General features: G+C 66.0%; 19 protein-coding genes. 2 read left to right on the forward strand and 17 right to left on the reverse strand.

The annotated features are described in order from the left end of the window. Positions 1-58 precede the first annotated feature (58 nt). From tsaE to glmS, 10 genes are all read right to left on the reverse strand, one after another. Positions 59-613 (reverse strand): tRNA (adenosine(37)-N6)-threonylcarbamoyltransferase complex ATPase subunit type 1 TsaE, encoded by a 555-nt coding sequence (gene tsaE / locus AL3_RS01765; protein WP_066295828.1) that lies wholly within the window; start codon positions 611-613, stop codon positions 59-61. Then, positions 610-1,815, reverse strand: coding sequence for an alanine racemase (gene alr / locus AL3_RS01770; RefSeq protein ID WP_066295829.1), 1,206 nt, complete (start codon positions 1,813-1,815; stop codon positions 610-612). Before alr ends, tsaE begins: the two co-directional genes overlap by 4 nt. 34 nt (positions 1,816-1,849) lie before the next feature. After that, on the reverse strand, positions 1,850-2,428 hold the full coding sequence (locus tag AL3_RS01775) for a GNAT family N-acetyltransferase (RefSeq protein WP_246168413.1): 579 nt from the start codon (positions 2,426-2,428) through the stop codon (positions 1,850-1,852). A gap of 18 nt (positions 2,429-2,446) precedes the next feature. Beyond that, positions 2,447-3,493, reverse strand: coding sequence for an L-glyceraldehyde 3-phosphate reductase (gene mgrA, locus AL3_RS01780; protein ID WP_066295832.1), 1,047 nt, complete (start codon positions 3,491-3,493; stop codon positions 2,447-2,449). Between the two features lie 74 nt (positions 3,494-3,567). Continuing rightward, a complete protein-coding gene (gene treZ, locus AL3_RS01785; protein WP_066295834.1) occupies positions 3,568-5,313 on the reverse strand; it encodes a malto-oligosyltrehalose trehalohydrolase in 1,746 nt (581 codons plus the stop codon). Then, positions 5,310-7,646 carry a malto-oligosyltrehalose synthase gene (gene treY / locus AL3_RS01790; protein ID WP_066295836.1) on the reverse strand — a complete coding sequence of 779 codons (2,337 nt, stop codon included), beginning with the start codon at positions 7,644-7,646 and terminating at the stop codon, positions 5,310-5,312. The genes treZ and treY overlap by 4 nt, the downstream gene beginning before the upstream one ends. After that, a complete protein-coding gene (gene glgX, locus AL3_RS01795) occupies positions 7,643-9,829 on the reverse strand; it encodes a glycogen debranching protein GlgX (protein ID WP_066295838.1) in 2,187 nt (728 codons plus the stop codon). Before glgX ends, treY begins: the two co-directional genes overlap by 4 nt. A gap of 93 nt (positions 9,830-9,922) precedes the next feature. Further along, a complete protein-coding gene (locus tag AL3_RS01800; protein WP_066295841.1) occupies positions 9,923-11,440 on the reverse strand; it encodes a bifunctional ADP-dependent NAD(P)H-hydrate dehydratase/NAD(P)H-hydrate epimerase in 1,518 nt (505 codons plus the stop codon). A gap of 10 nt (positions 11,441-11,450) precedes the next feature. Beyond that, positions 11,451-11,801: a holo-ACP synthase gene (locus tag AL3_RS01805; protein ID WP_066295843.1), complete on the reverse strand. Its 351-nt coding sequence runs from the start codon at positions 11,799-11,801 to the stop codon at positions 11,451-11,453. A 33-nt stretch (positions 11,802-11,834) separates the two neighbouring features. Next, on the reverse strand, positions 11,835-13,712 hold the full coding sequence (gene glmS / locus AL3_RS01810; protein ID WP_066295848.1) for a glutamine--fructose-6-phosphate transaminase (isomerizing): 1,878 nt from the start codon (positions 13,710-13,712) through the stop codon (positions 11,835-11,837). 113 nt (positions 13,713-13,825) lie between these two features. Between glmS and coaA the strand changes: the two genes are divergently transcribed. After that, positions 13,826-14,806, forward strand: coding sequence for a type I pantothenate kinase (gene coaA / locus AL3_RS01815; protein WP_083521363.1), 981 nt, complete (start codon positions 13,826-13,828; stop codon positions 14,804-14,806). A 77-nt stretch (positions 14,807-14,883) separates the two neighbouring features. Then, positions 14,884-15,309: a large conductance mechanosensitive channel protein MscL gene (gene mscL / locus AL3_RS01820; protein ID WP_066295850.1), complete on the forward strand. Its 426-nt coding sequence runs from the start codon at positions 14,884-14,886 to the stop codon at positions 15,307-15,309. A gap of 81 nt (positions 15,310-15,390) precedes the next feature. On the opposite strand, the gene glmM is transcribed toward mscL, so the two are convergent. The 7 genes from glmM to rpsK all read right to left on the reverse strand — a co-directional run bounded on the left by glmM (position 15,391) and on the right by rpsK (position 21,624). Beyond that, positions 15,391-16,761, reverse strand: a complete 1,371-nt coding sequence (gene glmM / locus AL3_RS01825) for a phosphoglucosamine mutase (RefSeq protein WP_066295857.1) — start codon at positions 16,759-16,761, stop codon at positions 15,391-15,393. A gap of 398 nt (positions 16,762-17,159) precedes the next feature. Next, a complete protein-coding gene (rpsI, locus tag AL3_RS01830; RefSeq protein ID WP_066295858.1) occupies positions 17,160-17,657 on the reverse strand; it encodes a 30S ribosomal protein S9 in 498 nt (165 codons plus the stop codon). Between the two features lie 39 nt (positions 17,658-17,696). Next, positions 17,697-18,140, reverse strand: a complete 444-nt coding sequence (rplM, locus tag AL3_RS01835) for a 50S ribosomal protein L13 (protein WP_066295859.1) — start codon at positions 18,138-18,140, stop codon at positions 17,697-17,699. A 285-nt stretch (positions 18,141-18,425) separates the two neighbouring features. Further along, positions 18,426-19,355 (reverse strand): tRNA pseudouridine synthase A, encoded by a 930-nt coding sequence (locus tag AL3_RS01840; protein ID WP_066295861.1) that lies wholly within the window; start codon positions 19,353-19,355, stop codon positions 18,426-18,428. Positions 19,356-19,393: 38 nt separating this feature from the next. Beyond that, positions 19,394-19,960, reverse strand: coding sequence for a 50S ribosomal protein L17 (gene rplQ / locus AL3_RS01845; protein WP_066295868.1), 567 nt, complete (start codon positions 19,958-19,960; stop codon positions 19,394-19,396). 61 nt (positions 19,961-20,021) lie between these two features. Then, entirely contained in the window at positions 20,022-21,032 is a 1,011-nt protein-coding gene (locus tag AL3_RS01850; protein ID WP_066295871.1) for a DNA-directed RNA polymerase subunit alpha, read from the reverse strand. Between the two features lie 190 nt (positions 21,033-21,222). After that, the gene (rpsK, locus tag AL3_RS01855; protein ID WP_066295874.1) at positions 21,223-21,624 is read right to left on the reverse strand and encodes a 30S ribosomal protein S11; all 402 of its coding nucleotides are present in this window, start codon (positions 21,622-21,624) and stop codon (positions 21,223-21,225) included. Positions 21,625-21,677 lie beyond the last annotated feature (53 nt).

The following is a 21,677-nucleotide window of genomic DNA, read 5'->3' on the forward strand; positions in this document are numbered from 1 at the left end:
TCCCGTCACGGCTGCCGCCGGGGGCCGGGAAGCAGCCCGTTCAGCGCTGCTGACGGCGTCAGAAACCGTCCAGCTGAGGAGCGGATGCCCAGCGCGGTCCAAACCCGGCCATGCGGATGGTGCGCTCCTCGGCGTCGTCCTCCGCGGAGAAGTCCGTGACCAGGCCGCCCTCAGGATCCGCCTGCCCGCCGGTGGCCCGCAGGAGGGTCACTTCGAGGCGGCTCTCGGCCAGGTGTTCCACCATGCCGCGGCCCCACTCCACCACCGTCACCGCACTGTCCATGGTGTTTTCCAGGTCAATGTCATCGATTTCCGCAGCTGATCCCAGCCGGTAGGCGTCAACGTGCACCAGGTCCGGCCCGCTTCCGAGGGCGGGATGGATTCGGACCAGGACAAAGGTCGGCGAAATGATGCCGGCCCGCACGCCGAGTCCTTCGCCGAGGCCCTGGGTGAACGTGGTTTTCCCGGCACCGAGTTCACCGGTGAGCAGCAGCAGGTCGCCCGGACGCAGGGCAGCTCCCAACTGCCGGGCGAGGCTCTGGGTTGCTGCCGCAGAGGCGGTGTGAAGTTCCAGTTCCCATACCGGTGTCTCTTCCGGCGCAGCGCCCGTCATGGGTGGACGGACTCGGCAGCTGCTGAAGCCTCCCCCGGCGCCGCCGCGGCGTCGGTATCCACGTAGCTCCGGGTGACCCGTCCGCTGACCCGGGTAACAATCTCATAGTTGATGGAGCCGCTGGCCGCAGCCCATTCATCCACACTGGGAGCACCCTCGCCGCCGAAGAGCACGGCTTCCTTGCCCACGAAGGATTCCGGTGTGCCTGCGATTCCGGTCCGTCCGAGGTCGATGACCATCTGGTCCATCGCAATCCGGCCAACCACCGGGAAGACCTCGCCGTCCACCATGACCGGTCCCCCGGTGGCAACCCGGGGAACCCCGTCGGCGTAGCCCATGGGGACCAGCGCCAGGGTGGTCGGCGCGGACGTCTGGTAGTGCAGCCCGTAGGAGACCCCCTGGCCGGCCGGAACCGCCTTGCAGTTCGCGATGGTCGTCTTCAGGGTCATCGCGGGACGCAGCCCCAGCTCTTCGGACGTCTGCCCGGGGAAGGGGGAAAGCCCATAGATCCCAAGTCCCACCCGCACCATGTCGAAGTGTGAGTCGGGGCGGGACAGCGCTGCCGGAGTGTTGGCGATGTGCCGGACCTCGTGGTCCACGCCGGCGTCTTCCGCCACGGCCACGGCCTCGCGGAACTTCTGCAGCTGCACATCCGTTTCCCGGCGCTGCGGTTCGTCGGCAACGGCCAGGTGGGAGAAGATTCCCACAACCCGGATCAGCCCGTCCTCCTGGTAGGCCAGGGCCTGGCCCACGAAGGATTCCCAGAGGTCTTCCGGGCAGCCGTTGCGGCCCAGCCCGGTATCGATCTTCAGGTGCACCCTCGCCGGTACCTCAAGCTCCCGTGCGGCAGCCACCACCGCCTCAAGTTCCCAGCCTGAGACGCCGAGGTCGATATTCGCGGCGACGGCGGCGGGAAAGTCGCTCTCCGCAGTGTGCAGCCAGGCCATGAGGGGCGCGGAAATCCCGCCCGTGCGCAAGGCCAGCGCTTCCGAAATGTGGGCGGTCCCGAGCCAGGACGCACCCGCTTCCAGCACCGTTCGCGCCGCTTCAAGGGCACCGTGCCCGTAGGCATCGGCTTTGACGACTGCCATCAGGCGGGCAGGTTTGACGACTTCAGCGAGATGGCGGACGTTGTGGCGGATGGCAGCGAGGTCGACGACGGCGCTACGCTCCGCCGGGGGAACAGCTTCGAGGTAATTCACGGGTCCATTCTTCCATTGTCTGCACCGGCGCGGGTCATCGCCCGCCCTGCGGAAGGTCCTTGTACATAATATGGAGTCCGGTCAGCCCGGCGGCAGGGTGCCGGAAGGCGCGCGGAGCGGTGGCCAGGATCCGGAATCCCAGCGACGTCCACAACGCAACGGCACGGGTGTTTGTCTCCACCACGGCATTAAACTGCATGGCGAGATAGCCCTCGGCTGCGGCCTCCGCCAGGACGTGTGCGGCCAGGGTCCGTGCAATGCCCTGCCCGGACGCCGCAGGGTCCGTCATGAAGGAGGCGTTGGCGACGTGGCTGCCGCCGCCTCCCCGGTTCGGATGCAGCTGAGCCGTGCCGCGGACCTTCCCCTCAACTTCGGCGACGAAGACGCGGGCCGGAGCCGGTTCCAGCCAGAGCCGGCGGCCGGCACCGGCGTCCAGGTCCCGGTCCCAGCAATAGGTCTCCCCTGCCCGGACAATGGGTTCCATCAGTGCCCAGATCTGCGGCCAGTCTTCGCCCGTGGCTTCCCTGATGGCAATCGGCCTGCGGGGAGGGGCAGGTTCGGACGGATGGTCAGCGGACGGAGCCGGCGGCATTCGGGGTCCTTTCGGGGTCATCGGTCATTCCCTGGGGAACTATGCGTCCAGTGCGGCGGCCCACAGGTTGATGTCCGCATCTTTGGCGAACGTGTCGATGTCCGCCAGCTCCCGGCTGGAGAAGTCCAGGTTCTGCACGGCGGCCAGGCTGTCTTCGAGCTGTCCCACGCTTGAAGCTCCGACAAGGGCAGATGTCACGGCACTGCCGCCGGTCTGCGGACGCAGCACCCAGGCGATGGCCATCTGGGCGAGGGTCTGGTTCCGTGCTTCGGCGATCCGGTTCAATCCACGCACCCGTTCCAGGTTTTCCTCGGAGAGCTGTGCCGGGTCCAGGGATTTACCGGCCGCGGCCCGCGATCCCTCAGGGACGCCGCCCAGGTATTTGCTGGTCAGCAGGCCCTGTGCCAGTGGTGAGAAGGCTATCGCACCGGCTCCGGCTTCCTCCAGCGCCTGGAACAGGTTCGGCTCCCCCTGTTCCACCCAGCGGTTGAGCATGGAGTAAGAGGGCTGGTGGATCAGCAGCGGAGTGCCCAGCTCAGCCAGGATGCGGGCAGCTTCCAGGGTCTTCTCCGGTGAGTAGGACGAGATGCCCGCGTACAGTGCACGGCCGGAACGGACAGCGGTGTCCAGGGCGCCCATGGTCTCCTCCAGCGGCGTGTCGGGATCGGGGCGGTGGCTGTAGAAGATGTCGACGTAGTCCAGGCCCATCCGCTCCAGCGACTGATCCAGGCTGGAGAGCAGGTATTTGCGTGAACCCCAGTTGCCGTACGGCCCGGGCCACATGTCATAGCCTGCCTTGGTGGAAATAACCAGCTCATCGCGGTAGGGCCGGAAATCATCGCGGAGGTGGCGGCCGAAGTTCGTCTCTGCCGACCCGGCCGGCGGGCCGTAGTTGTTGGCCAGGTCAAAATGGGTCACGCCCAGGTCGAAGGCGCGGCGGAGGATGGCGCGCTGCGTTGCGAAGTCCCGGTCATCACCAAAGTTATGCCAAAGGCCCAGGGAAACCGCTGGCAGCAGCAGACCGCTGCGGCCAACGCGGCGGTAGGGCATGGAATCATAGCGGCCGTCGGCCGGAGTGTAGGTCATGGGACCCATCCTGCCACCGCTTCACGCCGGAATCGAGGACGCCGGACGGCACCGTGAGACGGCCCGTCTCCGCATCAGGTGCCGGAAATGATCACCGCCCCATAGGCCGGCAGCTGAACGGCGCCGTCGGCGAAGACCGACGGGCCGGTTTCCAGGAGCACCTCCGCCGGCTCCCGCAAGGGCAGCGGCACCTCCCGCGGCGAGTCCGCGAAGCTCACGGCGACGGCCACCTTGCCGCGGAGGACAGTAAGCCAGCGCGACACCTCATCAAAATTCACGAAGATTTTCCGGAAGTCCGGCTCGCTGAGTTCAGGAACCGTCCGCCTCAGCCGGAGGAGATCCTTGTAAAGCTGGTGAAGCCGCGCATGCCCGCCGGCTTCGGCTTCCTCCCACACGAGCTTGGAATCCTGGAATGTCTGCGGGTCCTGCGGATCCGGAACCTGCGAGGGGTCCCAGCCCATCCGTGAGAATTCCCTCAGCCGGCCCTCCGCGGTTGCCCTGCCGAGGTCCTCCTCCGGGTGCGAGGTGAAGAACTGCCAGGGTGTGGAAGCGCCGAACTCCTCGCCCATAAAAATCATGGGCGTGGCCGAGGACGCCAGGTTCAGGACGGCTGCGAGCGCAAGCTGCTCATAGCCCAGGGTTTCCGTCAGCCGGTCCCCCGCTGCCCTGTTCCCCACCTGATCGTGGTTCTGGGCTGCGACGACGAGCTGGCGGGCCGTGACAACGTCCTTGTCCAAGGGCCGGCCATGGCTGCGGAGTCTGAAGGATGAGTACGATCCGTCGTGGAAAAAACCGTCCTGAAGGACCTTGGCCAAAGCGCCCAGGGTATCGAAGTCTGCGTAGTAGCCGCCGGCTTCGCCGGTGAGGTTGCTGTGCGCCGCGTGATGGAAGTCGTCGGACCACTGTCCGTCGAGGCCATAGCCGTTCAGCCGCTGCGGGGTGATGAGCCGCGGATTGTTCAGATCCGATTCCGCAACGAGGAACAGGACTCCGCCCAGATCCGCGGCCAGGTCCTTAACGTGGCCGGACATTTCTTCGAGGATGTGCAGTGCCCGTTCGTCCCGGAGCGCGTGGACGGCGTCCAGCCGGAGACCGTCCACGTGGTAATCCCGGAACCACATTTCAACGTTGTCAAGGATGTACTGGCGCACGGGATCTGACAACGGCCCGTCCAGGTTCACCGAATCGCCCCACGCGTTGCCGCTGGCCTGCTGCAGGTACGGTCCGAACCTGGGGAGGTAATTGCCGCTGGGACCCAGATGGTTGTAGACGACGTCCTGGATCACGCCCAGCCCGCGCTGGTGGGCTGCATCCACAAAGCGCTGATAGGCGCGGGGACCGCCGTACCCTTCGTGGACCGCGTACCAGAGCACCCCGTCGTAGCCCCAGTTGTGCGTGCCGTTGAACGCGTTCACCGGCATCAGCTCGACGTACTGCACACCCAGGTCCGCCAGATAGTCCAGCTTTCCAGCGGCCGCATCCAGTGTCCCCTCGGGAGTGAAGGTGCCAACGTGCAGCTCGTAGATGGCACCGCCGTTCAGCCCGGGCGAGGCCCAGCCGGCGTCGTGCCATTCGTAGGCACCGGGATCGAAGGTGCGGGAGAGTCCGTGGACACCGGCCGGCTGCCGGCGGGAACGTGGGTCGGGGACCGGGACGGTGGCATCGTCGATCAGGTAGCCGTAGTCAATATCGCCGTCCAGCGCTGCATGCTGGACGTGCCACCACCCGCCCTGCCCGCGGCTCATCTGGAGTTCACGGCCATCGGCCAGCAGCCTCATGGTGTCCGCGTTGGGTGCCCACACATCGAAATCAGTGCTCAAAGTTCCTCCTCCAGTGCCAGAAGCGCCACCGGGTAGGTGCCGAAGACGGTTCCGGCGTCCGTCTCTCCGCCGCGGTATGTTGCTCCGGTGAGCCCGTCCCGGTAGGTGCCGGCGGGCAGCTGAACCGTTGTCCCGTCCCACCCGCCGGCCGCCTCCAGGCCCAGCGGCAGCCGGGTAACCAGGGTCAGGGCCCCGCCCCGGTCGAACCCGAACACGTGCTTCGCGGCGGGCCCTGCGACGCCCAGCGCCGAGTAGCCGGAAAACAGCTCCGGACGGCCCCGGCGCAGCCGCAGCGCCTCCCGGGTCAGATGGAGCTTGGCGGCACCGGTCTCATCGATGGGCGGCACCGGGCGGTTTTCGCCGGGGCGGCCGAGGCCGGCTGCCAGGCGGGACCGCAGGGCGAAGTCGACCGGCCGGCGGTTATCGGGATCAACGAGCGAGTGGTCCCACAGTTCGGTGCCCTGGTAGACGTCCGGCACACCGGGCATGGTCAGCTGGACCAGCTTGGCGCCGAGGGCGTTGGAGCGGCCCGCGGGCGTGATCCGTTCAGCGAAGGATGCCACCACCGAATGCGCCTCCGGGTGGTCGTAGGCGGCATCCACCAGGGCATGGAGCTGCTTTTCGAAGGCTTCGTCCGGGGAGGTCCAGCTGGTGCCCTGGCCCGCTTCCCGGGCCGCCTTCTCCGCGTAGGCGTGTGCCCGGTCCCGTTCCAGCGGCCAGGCGCCCACCAGCGCCTGCCAGACCAGGTCCGCCAGCGCCCGGTCCCCCAGCGGGAGGAGCGCCTCGAGCCGCGTCACGGCGCCGGCCCATTCCTCCGGCAGTTCTGACAGGACACTGATCCGGGCCCGGGTGTCCTCGCTCCGTTTGGTGTCATGAGTGCTCAGCGCGGTCATCGAGGCCGGGAACTCCTGCTGCCGCCTGAGCATCCGCAGGTGCAGGTCATAGGGTTCCAGCGCGAAGATCGAGGGGTCGGCTCCCACCTCGTTGAGCGAAGTGAGGCGGGTGAAACGGTAGAACGCCGTGTCCTCGACGCCCTTGGCCATCACCATGCCGGAGGTCTGTTGAAAACGCAGGGCCAGCTCGTCCGTGCCGGGCTCCGGAGGCGCGGCAGGGCCGGTCCCTCCGCCGGACAGCAGGGGAAGCAGTACATCGAACGCCGCCTCCAGGTCCGGTCGGCGGATCCTTGCCGCGCGTCCCGCTTCCTCCAGGTATCCGGCACCATCGGGAAGGTAGCTGCGGTAGACCGGGAAACAGGCCAGCAGTTCGGCGAAGGCGTCGGCTGCCGTGGCAGCATCCAGCTCCGCCGCCGGGACCAGGCGGGCCAGCCGCTGCACCTCTGAGTGCAGCAGGCCGTCTGCCACGGCGCGTTTGGTGTCGTGGATCAGGTCCCGGTAGGGTTCGGCCCCGGCAGCGGCTGTCAATGCGGGGGCAGCGTCCGGATCAATAAAGAGCCGGTTCACGTCGGCGAGCGCGTCATAACCGGTGGTCCCCGCAGCGGCCCAGCCCGCCGGAAGCGCCTCGTCGTGTTCCAGGATTTTCTCCACCAGCACGTACGCGCCCCCGGTGAGCTCCTCCAGGCGGTGCAGGTACTCCGCCGGATCGGCCAGCCCGTCCGGGTGGTCGATCCGCAGTCCGTCAGCCAGCCCCTCCCGGAACCACCGTCGGATTTCGGCGTGGGTCTCCTCGAATACCCACGGCACCTCCACCCGGACTCCTGCCAGCGTGGTGATGCCGAAGAACCGGCGGTAGTTCAGCTCATCATCGGCCCGGCGCCAGTTGATCAGCTCGTAATGCTGCCGCTCGTGCACGGCCTGTGGAGAGTCCCCGGGTCCGAAGGTGCCGTCCGCGATGGGAAAGGCATGGTCGTAGTACCGCAGCTCCCCGTCGACGATCCGCAGCCGGTCAAGTTCATCGCTGCCCTCCCCCAGCATGGGAAGCCGCAGTTTCCCGCCGCCGGCCGCCCAGTCGATGTCGAACGCCTCGGCATAGCGCGACGCCGGGCCCTCGCTGAGCACGGACCACCACCACCGGTTGGCGCGCGGGGTTGCCACCCCCATATGGTTCGGCACAATGTCCACCAGCACCCGCATTCCCGCTGCATGGGCCGCCTCGGCCAGGGCCCGGAAACCGGCGGCTCCGCCCCGGGCAGGATCTATGGCCGAGGGATCGGTCACGTCGTAGCCGTGGGCCGAGCCATCCTCCGCCGTCAGCAGGGGGGAAAGATAGATCCAATCCGTCCCCAGGTCACTGAGATACGGAACCAGCCCGGCGGCGTCGTGCAGGGTGAACCCTGCATGGATCTGCAGCCGGTAGGTCGACCGCGGTGTCCTCATGCAGCGCTCTCCCGGGTCTTTGCTCCGGCGAGGGCAGCCAGCGATGCCGCCACGGAATGGTCAGGGACTTCTTCGTTGCGGACGTGCTGCCGGAGCACCACCATGGACTTCGCGGCAACGGAAATCTTGGCGTCCGCAGTCACGGGCTCGGAGTCCGCGTATTCGCCCGCGGTATCGATCACCTGGTCCCAGAGATCGCCGTGTTCCTTGGACGGCAGGGTTACGGTGACCGCGTCGTCGTCGGCATTGAAGTAAAGCAGGAAGTTCAGGTCCGTGATCCGCTGCCCGCGGCGGTCGCTGCCGCGGATCTCCTGCCCGTTCAGGAACACGCCCAGCGAGCGGCCCAGCTGGGAGTCCCAGTCCTCCGGCTGCATGGGACTGCCGTCCTCGTCCAGCCAGACGATATCCGGCAGGGCCTCCCCCTCGCCTCTGGCGACGGGGCGTCCGTCGAAGAACCTCCGCCGGCGGAAGGTGGGATGCTCGGCCCGGAGCTTACTCACCGCGGAAGCGAACTCCATCAGCGGGGTGTCCATCTGCTCCCAGTTGATCCAGCTCAGCTCAGAGTCCTGGGCATAGGTGTTGTTGTTGCCGTGCTGGGTCCGTCCCAGCTCATCACCGTGCGCGATCATTGGCACCCCCTGGGAGAGCAGGAGTGTGGCCAGGAAGTTGCGCTGCTGGCGGGCGCGCAGCGAGAGGACCTGAGGATCATCCGTGGGACCTTCGACTCCGCAGTTCCAGGAGCGGTTGTGGGATTCGCCGTCGTTGTTGTCTTCCCCGTTGGCCTCGTTGTGCTTCTCGTTGTAGGAGACCAGGTCCTGCAGGGTGAAGCCATCGTGGGCGGTGACGAAGTTGATGGACGCCACCGGGCGGCGTCCGGAGGTCTCGTAGAGGTCCGCCGAGCCGGTGATCCGGGAGGCGAATTCGCCCAGTGTGGAGGGCTCTCCGCGCCAGAAGTCGCGCACCGTGTCCCGGTATTTGCCGTTCCATTCCGTCCACTGCGGCGGGAAGTTTCCCACCTGGTAGCCGCCGGGTCCGATGTCCCAGGGCTCGGCAATGAGTTTGACCTGCGACACCACCGGATCCTGCTGCACCAGTTCAAAGAAGCTTGAGAGCCGGTCGACGTCGTAAAATTCCCGGGCCAGCGCGGACGCAAGGTCGAACCGGAAGCCATCAACATGCATTTCCGTGACCCAGTACCGCAGCGAGTCCATGATGAGCTGCAGGGAGTGCGGGTTGCGGACGTTCAGCGAGTTTCCGGTACCCGTGTAGTCCATGTAGTACCGCTGGTCGTCCTCCATCAGCCGGTAGTACGCGGCGTTGTCGATGCCGCGGAAGGACAGTGTGGGCCCCAGGTGGTTGCCTTCAGCGGTGTGGTTGTAGACGACGTCCAGGATCACTTCGATGCCGGCCAGGTGCAGCGCCTTGACCATCGCCTTGAATTCCTGGACCTGCTGGCCGCTTTCGCCGGTGGCACCGTAGGTGTTCTGCGGGGCGAAGAACCCGATGGTGTTGTAGCCCCAGTAGTTGGAAAGGCCTTTGTCCTGCAGGGTTGAGTCGTTGACGAACTGGTGGACCGGCATCAGTTCCAGTGCCGTGACCCCCAGTTTCTGCAGGTGCGCGATCACCGCAGGGTGGGCGATGCCGGCGTAGGTTCCGCGCTGTTCTTCCGGGATTTCGGGGTGCAGCTGGGTCAGTCCCTTGACGTGTGCCTCGTAGATCACCGACTGGTGGTACATGGTGCGGGGGCGCCGGTCTCCATCCCAGTCGAAGAACGGGTTGATCACCACGCCCTTCATCATGTGGGCGGCGGAATCCTCGTCATTCCGGGAGTCCTCGTCCCCGAAGTTGTAGCCGAACAGCGACTGGTCCCAGTCAACCTGGCCGGAAACGGCCTTGGCATACGGGTCCAGGAGCAGTTTGTTCGGGTTGCAGCGGTTGCCCTGCCCGGGATCGTTGGGACCGTCCACGCGGTACCCGTATTTCTGTCCGGGCACCGCCTGCGGGAGGTAGCAGTGCCAGACATACCCGTCCACCTCGGTCAGCGGGATGCGGGTTTCCGATCCGTCGTCGTCGAACAGACAGAGCGTTACCGTTTCTGCTGCCTCGCTGTAGAGGGCGAAGTTGGTGCCGTTGCCGTCATACGTTGCACCCAGCGGGTATGCATCTCCGGGCCAGACTTCCATTCAGATCTCCTGACTGCTGTGTGGGCGGCAGATAAATGCTATGCCTGCTTACTTTCTACAGTATGTCAGCCGCGCCTGCGCGGCACCGGGAGATCACGCCGCCAGCAACGCGGCCAGGACCTGCCGGACGTACGAGGGGAGTCCGGAGACCTCGACCGGGCCGTCCTGCGCCGCCAGGGTGCCGGCCCGGCCGTGGATGCTCGCCGCCGCTGCGGCGAGCCGGGCATAGTGGCCGGGGCTGGCGGCGCTGCCGGATCCCCGGCGGTCCGTGGCGAGCAGTGCCCCGAGAATGCCGGAAAGCGTGTCGCCGCTGCCGGCGGCGGCAAGCCACGGGGTTGCTTCCGCCTGGCTGAAGACCGGCCCGCCGGGAGCGGCCACGAGGGTCGCCCACCCTTTGAGCAGCACGGTGGCGCCGGTGAGGTCCGCGGCCTGGCGGACATGGGCCAAGGGGTCCGCTTCCACGGCTCCCCGGTCACCGCGTACGCCCAGGCGGTTGAGCAGGGCGGTGAGCTCGCCGGCGTGCGGCGTCAGGACTACCTGTGGTCCCAGGCCAGGTTCGACGGCGGAAAGCGCATCGGCGTCGATCACGGCCGGGAGCCCTGAAGCCATGGCTTCCACCGCCCTGCGGCGCTGCCCCTCGTCCCCGCCCGCGCCGGGTCCCGCCACCCAGGCCTGGACATGGGTCTGGGTCACGGCATCGTCAGAGCAGACCGCTTCGGGATGGGCCAGGTTGATCAGCCTCCGCACCGGCTCCGGCCCCAGGAAACGGACCATGCCCACCCCGGTGGCCAGCGCCGCACCGGTAGCCAGGACGGCGGCGCCCGGATAGGCCGCTGATCCGGCTGCTATCCCGAGCACGCCGCGGCTGTATTTGTGGTCTCCGGGGTCCGGGAGGGTGAGGAGATCCGTGATGTCAGCTGCCTCCAGCCGCTGGACCTCGGCGGTTCCCAGCTGGGGTGCAAGGCCGATGTCCACGCTTTCGATCTCCCCCGCGGCGCCGGCGCCGGGGCCGGCCATCAGCCCGGTCTTCGGAGCGCCGAAGGTGACGGTCAGGTCGGCCCGCAGATACGCCCCGCCCGCAGCACCGGTGTCGGCATTGATCCCGCTCGGAAGGTCGCAGGCAATGATGGCGGGAGCCTGGCCCCGGCGCAGGCGTGCCGGCTCCAGCACGGCCAGGTCGGCGGCCGGTGCCCGCAGCCCGCCTTTGCCGCCGGTCCCGAGAATCCCGTCGAGCACCAGGTCCGCGGCCCTGCAGAGCGCCAGGACCACCCCGGTATTTTCCCGGGTCAGGGACAGGACCCGCCCGCCGCGGGCGCGGAAGGCAGCCAGCGCGGCCGGGTGGACTTCCGCTGCCGTGAGCACAGCGGTGGAGCTGCCCCCGCGGGACAGGAGGCGGGACGCAGCGTACAGCGCGTCCCCGCCGTTGTTGCCGGCACCTGCCAGGACCACGGTCTGCGAGCCGTAGATCCGGCCGCGCCTGCGGGACAGGAGCGCAGCGGCGGCCTGGTACAGCCCGTAGGCCGCTTTCTGCATCAGCTCTGCCCCGGCACCGGCGTCGAGGAGCGGTTGTTCTGCTGCCCGGACCGCGGTTCCGGAGTACGCACTGATCATGCGTACCAGACTAGCCCTCGGCCACCACCATGGCAGTGGCAACGCCGCCGTCGTGGCTGAGCGAAAGGTGCCAGGTGCGGACGCCCTTGGCTTCGGCCGCCGCCAGGACAGTTCCTTCGACCAGGATCCGCGGCGCGCCCGAGGAATCGAGCTCCACCTGGCAGTGCTGCCAGTTCATGCCGGCGGGGGCCCCGAGGGCCTTGGCCACCGCTTCCTTCGCGGCAAACCGTGCCGCCAGGGACCGCAGGTTCAATTCCCGCTCCGCCGGCACGAAGAGCCGCGCCCGGAGTCCGGGAGTGCGCTCAAGCTGGCGCCCGAAACGCTCTACGTCTACGACGTCCACGCCAATACCGACAATCATTGGTCCCCCCCTCGGCAGGTTTATTCCGGTCCGCTACTCGACTGTGACGGACTTGGCCAGGTTACGCGGCTGGTCGACGTCGAAGCCCTTGGCGGTGGCCAGGGCGCAGGCGAAGATCTGCAGCGGAACCGTGGTCAGCAGCGGCGCCAGCAGGGTAGGCGTCTCCGGCACGTAGAAAACGTGCTCAGCGTAGGCCTTGACGGCGTCGTCACCCTCTTCAGCGATGACGATGGTCTTCGCGCCGCGGGCCCGGATCTCCTGGATATTGGAAACCACCTTGGCGTGCAGCGAATCCCGGCCGCGGGGCGAGGGCACAACCACAAACACTGGCTGGCCTTCTTCGATCAGCGCGATCGGTCCGTGCTTGAGCTCGCCGGCGGCGAAGCCCTCGGCATGGATGTAGGCCAGTTCCTTCAGCTTCAGGGCGCCTTCCATGGCGACGGGGAAGCCCACATGGCGGCCCAGGAAGAGGACGGAGGAGGTGCCGGCCATCAGCTGTCCGAGTTCCTTGATGGAACCGGCGCTGTCCAGGACCTGCTGGATCTTGGCGGGTACCTTGGCCAGGTCAGCCAGGATGTCCTTGATTTCGCCCTGGAACTTGTTGCCGCGGACCTGCGCCAGGTAGAGGCCCAGCAGGTAGGTGGCAGTGATCTGGGCCAGGAAGGCCTTGGTGGATGCGACGGCGATTTCCGGCCCGGCGTGGGTGTACAGCACGGCATCGGCTTCACGCGGAATGGTGGAGCCGTTGGTGTTGCAGATAGCCAGGATCTTGGCGCCCTGCTCCTTCGCGTACCGAACGGCCATCAGCGTGTCCATGGTCTCGCCGGACTGCGAGATCGCCACGATCAGGGTGTTCGAATCGACAATCGGATCCCGGTAGCGGAACTCGTGGCTGAGCTCGACCTCCACGGGAATCCGGCACCAGTGCTCAATGGCGTACTTGGCCACCTGCCCGGCGTAGGCGGAGGTGCCGCAGGCCAGGACCATGATCTTGTTGATTGATTTCAGCGACTCGGGGCTGACCCGCAGTTCGTCCAGGGTGAGGCGCCCATCGGCGTCGAAGCGGCCCAGCAGGGTGTCCGCGACGGCCTGGGGCTGGTCGTTGATTTCCTTCTCCATGAAGGAGCCGTAGCCGCCCTTTTCCGCGGCGGCTGCATCCCAGTTGACCTCAAACTCGGTGCCTTCGGCCGGACGGCCGTGGAAGTCGGTGATGTCGACGGATTCCGGCGTGATCGTGACGATCTGGTCCTGGCCCAGTTCCACGGCGCGGCGGGTGAAGTCGATGAAGCCGGAGACGTCTGAACCGAGGAAGTTCTCGCCCTCACCGAGTCCGACGACGAGCGGCGAGTTGCGGCGGGCGGCAACCACGGTGTCCGGGGAGTCGGCGTGCACAGCCAGCAGCGTGAAGGCACCTTCGAGGCGCTGGCAGGCGAGCTGCATGCTGCGGGCCAGGTCCTGCCCGCCGGTGGAGGCGTAGATGCGGCCGAGCAGTGCTGCGGCAACTTCAGTATCGGTCTCCGACCGGAACTCGACGCCGGCGGCGAGGAGCTCTTCCTTCAGCTCGGCGAAGTTCTCGATGATGCCGTTGTGGATCACGGCAAGGCGGTCCCCGTCGGCCAGGTGCGGGTGGGCATTTCCGTCGGTCGGTCCGCCGTGCGTGGCCCAGCGGGTGTGGCCGATGCCTGTAGTGGCTTCCGGAAGCGGATCCGCTTCCAGCTCAGCAACCAGGTTCGCCAGCTTGCCCGACTTCTTGCGGGACTCCATGCCGGTCCCGGTGAGCACGGCAACGCCGGCGGAGTCGTAGCCGCGGTATTCCAGCCGCCGGAGCCCCTCCATGACGACGTCGAGGGCGCTGTGCCCGATAGCTGCGGCAGAGCCCGGGCGGCCGGTATAACCTACGATTCCACACATGCTCCCAAGAGTACCGGCAGCGGCAGGGGAGGGTCTAAACGCCGGTCCCTTCCTGCCGCCGGGCACCGGAGGCTTGTTTGGATTGACCGCCGCGGCAGTGCACAATTCCTAGAGTGACCGAACCAACTCCGAAGTCCTCGCCGGCAAACGGCCATGAGACCAACGTCACCCCCTTCGTTGAACTGGACCGGCAGACCTGGTCACGCCTGTCCCACGAAATTGAGTCTCCGCTGAACCAGGATGACATTACGCGCCTGCGCGGGCTCGGCGACCAGCTGAACCTGGATGAGGTGCGGGAGGTCTATCTGCCGCTCTCCCGGCTCCTGAATCTTTACGTGGCAGCGGCAGGCAAACTGCACAATGCCACCACCACTTTCCTGGGCGAACAAACCACCAGGACACCTTTTGTCATCGGGGTCGCCGGTTCGGTGGCGGTGGGTAAATCCACCACGGCACGCGTGCTCCGGGAGATGCTGCGGCGCTGGCCGGACACCCCGAACGTCGAACTTATTACCACCGACGGTTTCCTCTACCCGAATGCGGAGCTCAAACGGCGCGGCCTCATGGAACGCAAGGGCTTCCCGGAAAGCTACGACCGCCGGCGGCTGCTGCGCTTCGTCAGTGCGGTAAAAAGCGGTGCCGAAGAGGTTCGTGCCCCGCGCTATTCACACCTCACCTATGACATTGTTCCGGATTCCGAGATTGTGGTCCGCCGCCCGGATGTCCTGATCGTCGAAGGGCTCAACGTCCTGGCTCCCGCCCGGACCCGCCCCGACGGACGGTCCGGCCTGGCCCTCAGCGATTTCTTTGACTTCTCCATCTATGTTGATGCGCGGACCGCGTACATCGAGGAGTGGTACGTCCAGCGCTTCCAGTCACTGCGCAGCGGAGCCTTTGCCAACCCGGCGTCCTACTTCCACCGCTACGCCGGTCTTACCGACCAAAAAGCACGGGAAACGGCGCTGGACATCTGGAAGCGCATCAACGAGCCCAACCTCGTGACAAACGTCCTGCCGACCCGCGGCCGCGCCCAGCTGGTGCTCACCAAGGACGCAGACCACTCCGTCCGCCGCATGCTGCTGCGCAAAACGTAGAGCCGTCCCTGCCGGACCGGTCCGGCTGCCTCCGCTGCCTCCGCAGCCGGGTGAGCCGAAACCGGTAGTCTGGGCCAATGCTTAATGGGTTCAAAAACTTCATCATGAAAGGCAACGTCCTGGACCTGGCCGTTGCCGTCATCATCGGAACCGCTTTTACCGCGGTTGTTAATGCGATGGTCTCTGCGGTGCTGATGCCGTTCATCTCAGCCCTGGCCGGATCACCGAACTTCGACAGTTTCGCTGTCCTGGAGCTGAACGGAAACGTGGTGCAGTTCGGCGTGCTGCTGACCGCCGTCGTTAACTTCCTGCTGGTTGCTGCGACCGTGTACTTCGTGGTTGTGCTGCCGATGAACAAAATGATCGAGCGGCGCAACCGCCGCCTTGGCATTGAACCAACTGCTGCCGTGGACCCGCAGATCGTGCTGCTGACCGAAATCCGGGACGCCCTCAAAACGCGTGCGGATGAGCCCAGCCAGTTCCCGGGCAGCCCCCGCGCCTGATTCCGGCTGCTGCCGTACCTAACTCCGGGCTGCTCTGCCGGCCGGCCTGCTGTGCAGGGCGGGCCGGAAGGGCGTCAGGTCTCAGACGCCGGCGCCTTCAGAGGCCGCCAGCGAGAGGTTGGCTTCCACAGTTGCCGCCAGCTTTTCGGCCACCGTCCGTGCGGTTTCCATATCTGCCGCTTCGACCATGACCCGCACCAGCGGTTCGGTCCCCGACGGGCGCAGCAGGATGCGGCCCGTCTCGCCGAGCTTCTCCTGGGCGTCGATTACCGCACGCCGCACCGCTTCATTGGTGGAAGCGGCGGACTTGTCAACGTTCTTGACGTTGATCAGCACCTGGGGCAGTTTTTCCATGATGCTGGCCAGCTGCTGGAGGCTGCGGCCGGTCTTGGCCACCTGGGCGGCCAGCTGGAGGCCCGTCAGGACGCCGTCACCGGTGGTTGCGTACTTGGAGAAAATCACGTGCCCGGATTGTTCTCCGCCAAGGCTGTAACCGCCTTCCCGCATGGCTTCCAGTACGTACCTGTCTCCCACTCCGGTTTCCCGGATACTGATTCCGGCTTCCCGCAGCGCGAGCTTCAAACCGAGGTTGCTCATGACCGTGGCCACAAGGGCGTCGTCCTTCAGTTCCCCGGACGCCTTCATGGCGACGGCCATGATGGCCATGATCTGGTCGCCGTCGACGACGTTGCCTTCGGCGTCCACTGCCAGGCAGCGGTCGGCGTCGCCGTCGTGCGCGATACCGAGGTCCGCGCCGTGCTGCAGGACCGCTTCCTGCAGCGGCCCGAGGTGGGTTGAGCCGTAACCGTCATTGATGTTGATGCCGTCCGGATCAGCGCCGATGACAACTACTTCGGCACCGGCGTCGGCGAAAACCTGAGGCGAGCATCCGCTCGCGGCTCCGTGCGCGCAGTCCAGGACGACTTTCAGGCCGTCCAGGCGGTGCGGAAGGGTCTGCAGAAGGTGAACAATGTAGCGGTCCTCAGCGTCGGCAAAGCGCTGGATCCGGCCCACGGCAGCACCGGTGGGCCGGGGGTTCGGCTCGTCCATCTCTGCTTCGATCGCATCTTCCAGCGCATCGTCCAGCTTCTGTCCCCCGCGTGCCAGGAACTTGATGCCGTTATCCGGTGCGGCGTTGTGCGAAGCGGAAATCATCACGCCGAAGTCGGCGTCCAGGTCCGCCACCAGATAGGCCGCTGCGGGAGTCGGGAGGACGCCGGCGTCGAAAACGTCAATGCCGGAGCTCGCCAGCCCAGCCTCAACCGCGGCGGAAATGAACTCGCCGCTGATCCGCGGATCCCGTGCCACGACAGCTACCGGACGCTTGCCCGCAGGAACCTGCCGGTGCCCCAGAACGACGGCGGCAGCCTGTGCCAGCCCCAGTGCCACTTCGGCGGTGATCAGGCCATTGGCCAGCCCCCGGACGCCGTCGGTGCCAAACAGTCGTGTCATGTTCAAAGAATCCTTAGCAGCATGTAGTAACCAAGCATGCAGGTGCCCAGCAGGGGTTCCCGCTTGCAACCCCCGCGCCTATTCTGCCACCCCTGCAAGGCCTGCGCCCAAACGCTGACCTGCCTGCCGGGCCGGATGGGCCGGATCGCTCCATGCCGGCCCTCAGCCATTCCGTCTGCCCCTGCCGCAGCTGACCAGTGTTTTAAGCAAAATACCCCCGGCCGAAGCCGGGGGTATTTTGCAGGTGGATGAGCGTTTGATAACACCCATCCCCTGAGCGGCGATCCTGCTCTTGAGCTCCGGAGCGCTGAATCAGCGCTTGTGGAGCCAAGCGCCAAAAAGCGCCGCGGGCCCCTCCTTGCTGACGCGCCAGCGGCAGCAAGGAGGGCAGGCGCTTTTTAGCGCTTGGAGTACTGAGGTGCCTTGCGGGCCTTCTTGAGACCAGCCTTCTTACGCTCGATGACGCGGGCGTCACGGGTCAGGAAGCCGGCCTTCTTCAGCGCGGGGCGGTTGTTTTCGCGGTCGATCTCGTTCAGCGAGCGAGCGACACCCAGACGCAGTGCGCCTGCCTGGCCCGATGCGCCGCCACCGTGGATGCGGGCGATAACGTCGTAAGCACCGTCGAGGTCAAGAAGCTTGAACGGCTCGTTGACTTCCTGCTGGTGCAGCTTGTTCGGGAAGTAGTCGGCCAGTTCGCGGCCATTGACGATCCACTTGCCGGTGCCCGGGACAACCCGGACGCGTGCAATGGCTTCCTTGCGGCGGCCAACAGCGGACCCGGCAACGGTCAGGGCCGGACGCTCCTTGACCTCCGCCTGGGCTGCGTCGGTGCTTTCCGAGGTGTAGCTGGTGAGCTCCTCGGTGTTGTCATTCAGCTCTTCAGTGTTCTGAGCCACGATTCTCCTTGAATTAATTTCCTAGTTGGCGGGCCAGAACTACTGGGCGACCTGGGTGATTTCGAAGGTCTTGGGCTGCTGGGCGGCGTGCGGGTGCTCAGCACCTGCGTATACCTTCAGCTTGCCCATCTGCTGTGCAGCGAGGGAGTTCTTGGGCAGCATGCCGCGGATGGCCTTCTCAACTGCGCGCACCGGGTTCTTTTCCAGCAGTTCGGCATAGTTGACGGAGGACAGACCGCCCGGGTAACCCGAGTGGCGGTAGGCACGCTTCTGTTCGAGCTTGGCGCCGGTCAGGGCAACCTTCTCAGCGTTGATGATGATGACGAAATCGCCCATGTCCATGTGGGGGGCAAAGGTCGGCTTGTGCTTTCCGCGCAGCAGTGTTGCGGTCTGGCTGGCAAGACGGCCTAGGACAACGTCGGTGGCGTCAATGACGTGCCACTGGCGGTTGATGTCGCCGGGCTTCGGGGTGTACGTACGCACGTTTTTGCCTTCGTTTCTTCTTCTTAGGTGGCGCGCCGCGTATGGATGCCATACGCCGCGCAGCTTCTCTATGCGTTACCGGACGGTCAGGTGAGGACTGATGTAACCAGTGGTCCTGAGTTCTCGGCTATCTCCCCGGGGCCAGGTGGCTCTGCAACTGAGCCGCTCCCGTGGGCATAGACCTATCGAGGTAGGACACGCACAACGACTATAAACAATAGCTTGCTTGCCGGGCCAGGTCAAAGTCCGGCGCACGCGACTGTCCTGACTATTCTAGGCCCTTCTTTATGCCCTCCGGGCACGCGTCATTTCCGCCCGTGCCAGCAGCTGGTCCGCATCGGGGTACCGGACCTCTTCCAGGACCAGCGGATGCGGCGCGGCCAGGATGGATTTGGAGTCCCGGATGCGGGCAAACATCCGTTCCGCCAGCCACTGCGGCCGCCGCTCCCCCGCGCCAACCAGCAGCGCCCCGCCAATCAGGGAGCGCACCATGTTGTGGCAGAAGGCGTCAGCCTGCAGGTGCGCAGTCAGGACTCCGTCGGGACCGCGGACAAAGCTGAATTCCTGCAGCTCCCGGATGGTGGTGGCTCCCACCCGGGGTTTACAGAAGGACAGGAAATCCTGGATTCCCAGCACACCTGCGGCGGCCTCATTCATGGCCCGCTCATCGACCGGGACCTTGTACCAGAGGCTGATGCTGCGCAGCAGCGGGTCCCAGGTTTCGTCACGGTCCGCGATGCGGTAGCTGTACCGGCGCCACAGGGCCGAGAACCTGGCGTCGAAGCCCTCAGGCGCCAAAGAGACGGCCCGGACCTCGATTGCGCCGGCCAGCGACTCCGCCGCCCGCCCGGAGGTTCCGGCTACCTTCAGCGGCAGGGTCAGTTCCCGGTTGATGACGCCGCGCAGCCTGCGCTGCAGCGCCGTGGACGGATCCAGGTCCTTGCCCCGGGACAGCGCCTGCCATTCCGCTGCTGTGAGGTCGAAGTGGACCACCTGGCCACGCGCGTGGACGCCGGCGTCCGTCCGCCCGGCCACAGTGACCCGGACGGGCCGGCGGATCAGCACGGCCAGGGCGGCTTCCAGGGTCCCCTGGACGGTGCGGAACCCGGGCTGGGTGGCCCAGCCGGAGAAGGGCGCGCCGTCGTAGGCCAGGTCCAGCCGGATACGAAAAGACCCGCCGTCCTGGTTCAGAACGGCGGGTCTCTCGATACTCATACCCTCAATATTAAGGGCACGGTGAATCAATCAGAGAATTACTTCTTCTCTTCGGTTGCCTCAGCAGCTTCATCGGCGGAATCAGCCGAGTCAGCGGACTCTGCAGAGTCAGCGGATTCAGCCGAGTCAGCGGATTCGCCGGACTCAGCCGAGTCAGCGGAATCGGCAGACTCAGCAGCAACCGGAGCCGGTGCGGCAGCCGCAGCAGCGGTGGATGCCTCGGCAACCACGGACTGCTTGGCGGACAGCGGTTCCAGCACCAGTTCGATGACAGCCATGGGAGCGTTGTCGCCCTTGCGGTTGCCGATCTTGGTGATGCGGGTGTAGCCGCCGTCGCGCTGGGCAACGGCCGGTGCGATCTCGGTGAAGAGCTCGTGAACGAGGCCCTTGTCAGAGATCAGGGCCAGGACGCGGCGGCGGGAAGACAGGTCTCCGCGCTTTGCGAACGTGATCAGGCGTTCTGCGTAGGGACGCAGGCGCTTGGCCTTGGTCACCGTGGTGGTGATCTGCTTGTGCTCGAACAGCTGGGCGGCCAGGTTCGCCAGCATCAGGCGCTGGTGTGCCGGGCTGCCTCCGAGGCGCTTACCCTTGGTGGGTGTAGGCATTACTTTTTCTCCTCAAACGGTGCCGCACTGTGCTCAGGCACGGCGGCAAGATTTTGCGTAGTTAGAGCTCGTCGTCCGAGAATTCGGACTCGTCCTCTTCAATGGCTGCGGCGCGGGCTGCAAGGTCGAACCCGGGAGGGGAATCCTTCAGGGACAGACCCAGTTCAACCAGCTTCGCCTTCACCTCATCGATGGACTTCGCACCGAAGTTACGGATGTCCATCAGGTCAGCCTCGGAGCGGGCTACGAGTTCACCCACGCTGTGGATGCCTTCGCGCTTGAGGCAGTTGTAGGAGCGCACGGTCAGCTCAAGGTCCTCGATCGGCAGGGCCATATCGGCTGCCAGTGCGGCATCCGTGGGGCTCGGGCCGATTTCGATGCCTTCAGCTGCGGTGTTCAGTTCACGGGCCAGGCCAAAGAGCTCAACCAGGGTGGTGCCTGCAGAGGCGACGGCGTCGCGCGGTGCAATGGCATCCTTGGTTTCGACGTCGACGATCAGGCGGTCGAAGTCGGTGCGCTGCTCGACACGGGTGGCCTCCACGCGGAAGGTCACCTTCAGGACCGGCGAGTAGATGGAGTCAACCGGAATACGGCCGATCTCCTGGTCGCCGGACTTGTTCTGGCTTGCGGAAACGTAGCCACGTCCACGCTCGATGGTCAGTTCGAGTTCGAACTTGCCCTTCGAGTTCAGGGTGGCGATGTGCAGATCCGGGTTGTGGAACTCCACGCCGGCCGGCGGAGCAATGTCCGCAGCGGTGACGACGCCGGGGCCCTGCTTGCGCAGGTAAGCCACGACGGGCTCGTCGTGCTCGGAGGACACCGAGAGGTTCTTGACGTTCAGGATGATCTCAGTGACATCCTCCTTAACGCCCGGAACGGTGGTGAACTCGTGCAGCACTCCGTCGATCCGGATGCTGGTTACGGCAGCACCGGGGATGGAGGAAAGCAGCGTACGGCGAAGCGAGTTGCCGAGGGTGTAGCCAAAGCCGGGTTCCAGCGGTTCGATGATGAACCGGGACCGGTTGTCGGCTACGACTTCTTCTGTGAGGGTGGGGCGCTGTGCAATGAGCACTTGCATTTCCTTTCAGCGAGCGTCCGCTATATGACGCAGCACAAATGGTGGAAACGACGACGACGGGGACACCCCGCGCGCGTCTTGGACGGCTAGCAGCCTCGCACCCGGGCCGGACCGCCCTTCGGGCCTGCCTGCACTAAGCAGAACAGACCCGACGGGCGGTGCCGGCACCGGCAACGAATGCGAATTAGACGCGGCGGCGCTTCGGGGGACGGCAGCCGTTGTGTGCGCTCGGAGTGACATCCTGGATGGTGCCAACTTCCAGGCCGGTGGCCTGCAGCGAACGGATGGCGGTCTCGCGTCCCGAACCCGGGCCCTTCACGAAGACGTCGACCTTGCGGACGCCGTGTTCCTGGGCGCGCTTGGCAGCAGCTTCAGCAGCCATCTGCGCAGCGAACGGGGTGGACTTGCGGGAGCCCTTGAAGCCAACCTCACCGGCGGAAGCCCATGAGATCACAGCACCGGAAGGGTCCGTGATGGACACGATGGTGTTGTTGAAAGTGCTCTTGATATGCGCCTGGCCGAGCGCAATATTCTTCTTATCCTTGCGACGCGGTTTGCGTACCGCTCCACGAGTCTTGGGGGGCATTACTTCTCCTACAAAGAGTTTGGAATAGGTGACCTGACGGTGCAGGTCATGGC

Source organism: Arthrobacter luteolus NBRC 107841, from assembly GCF_001552075.1.
GTDB lineage: Bacteria > Actinomycetota > Actinomycetes > Actinomycetales > Micrococcaceae > Arthrobacter_B > Arthrobacter_B luteolus.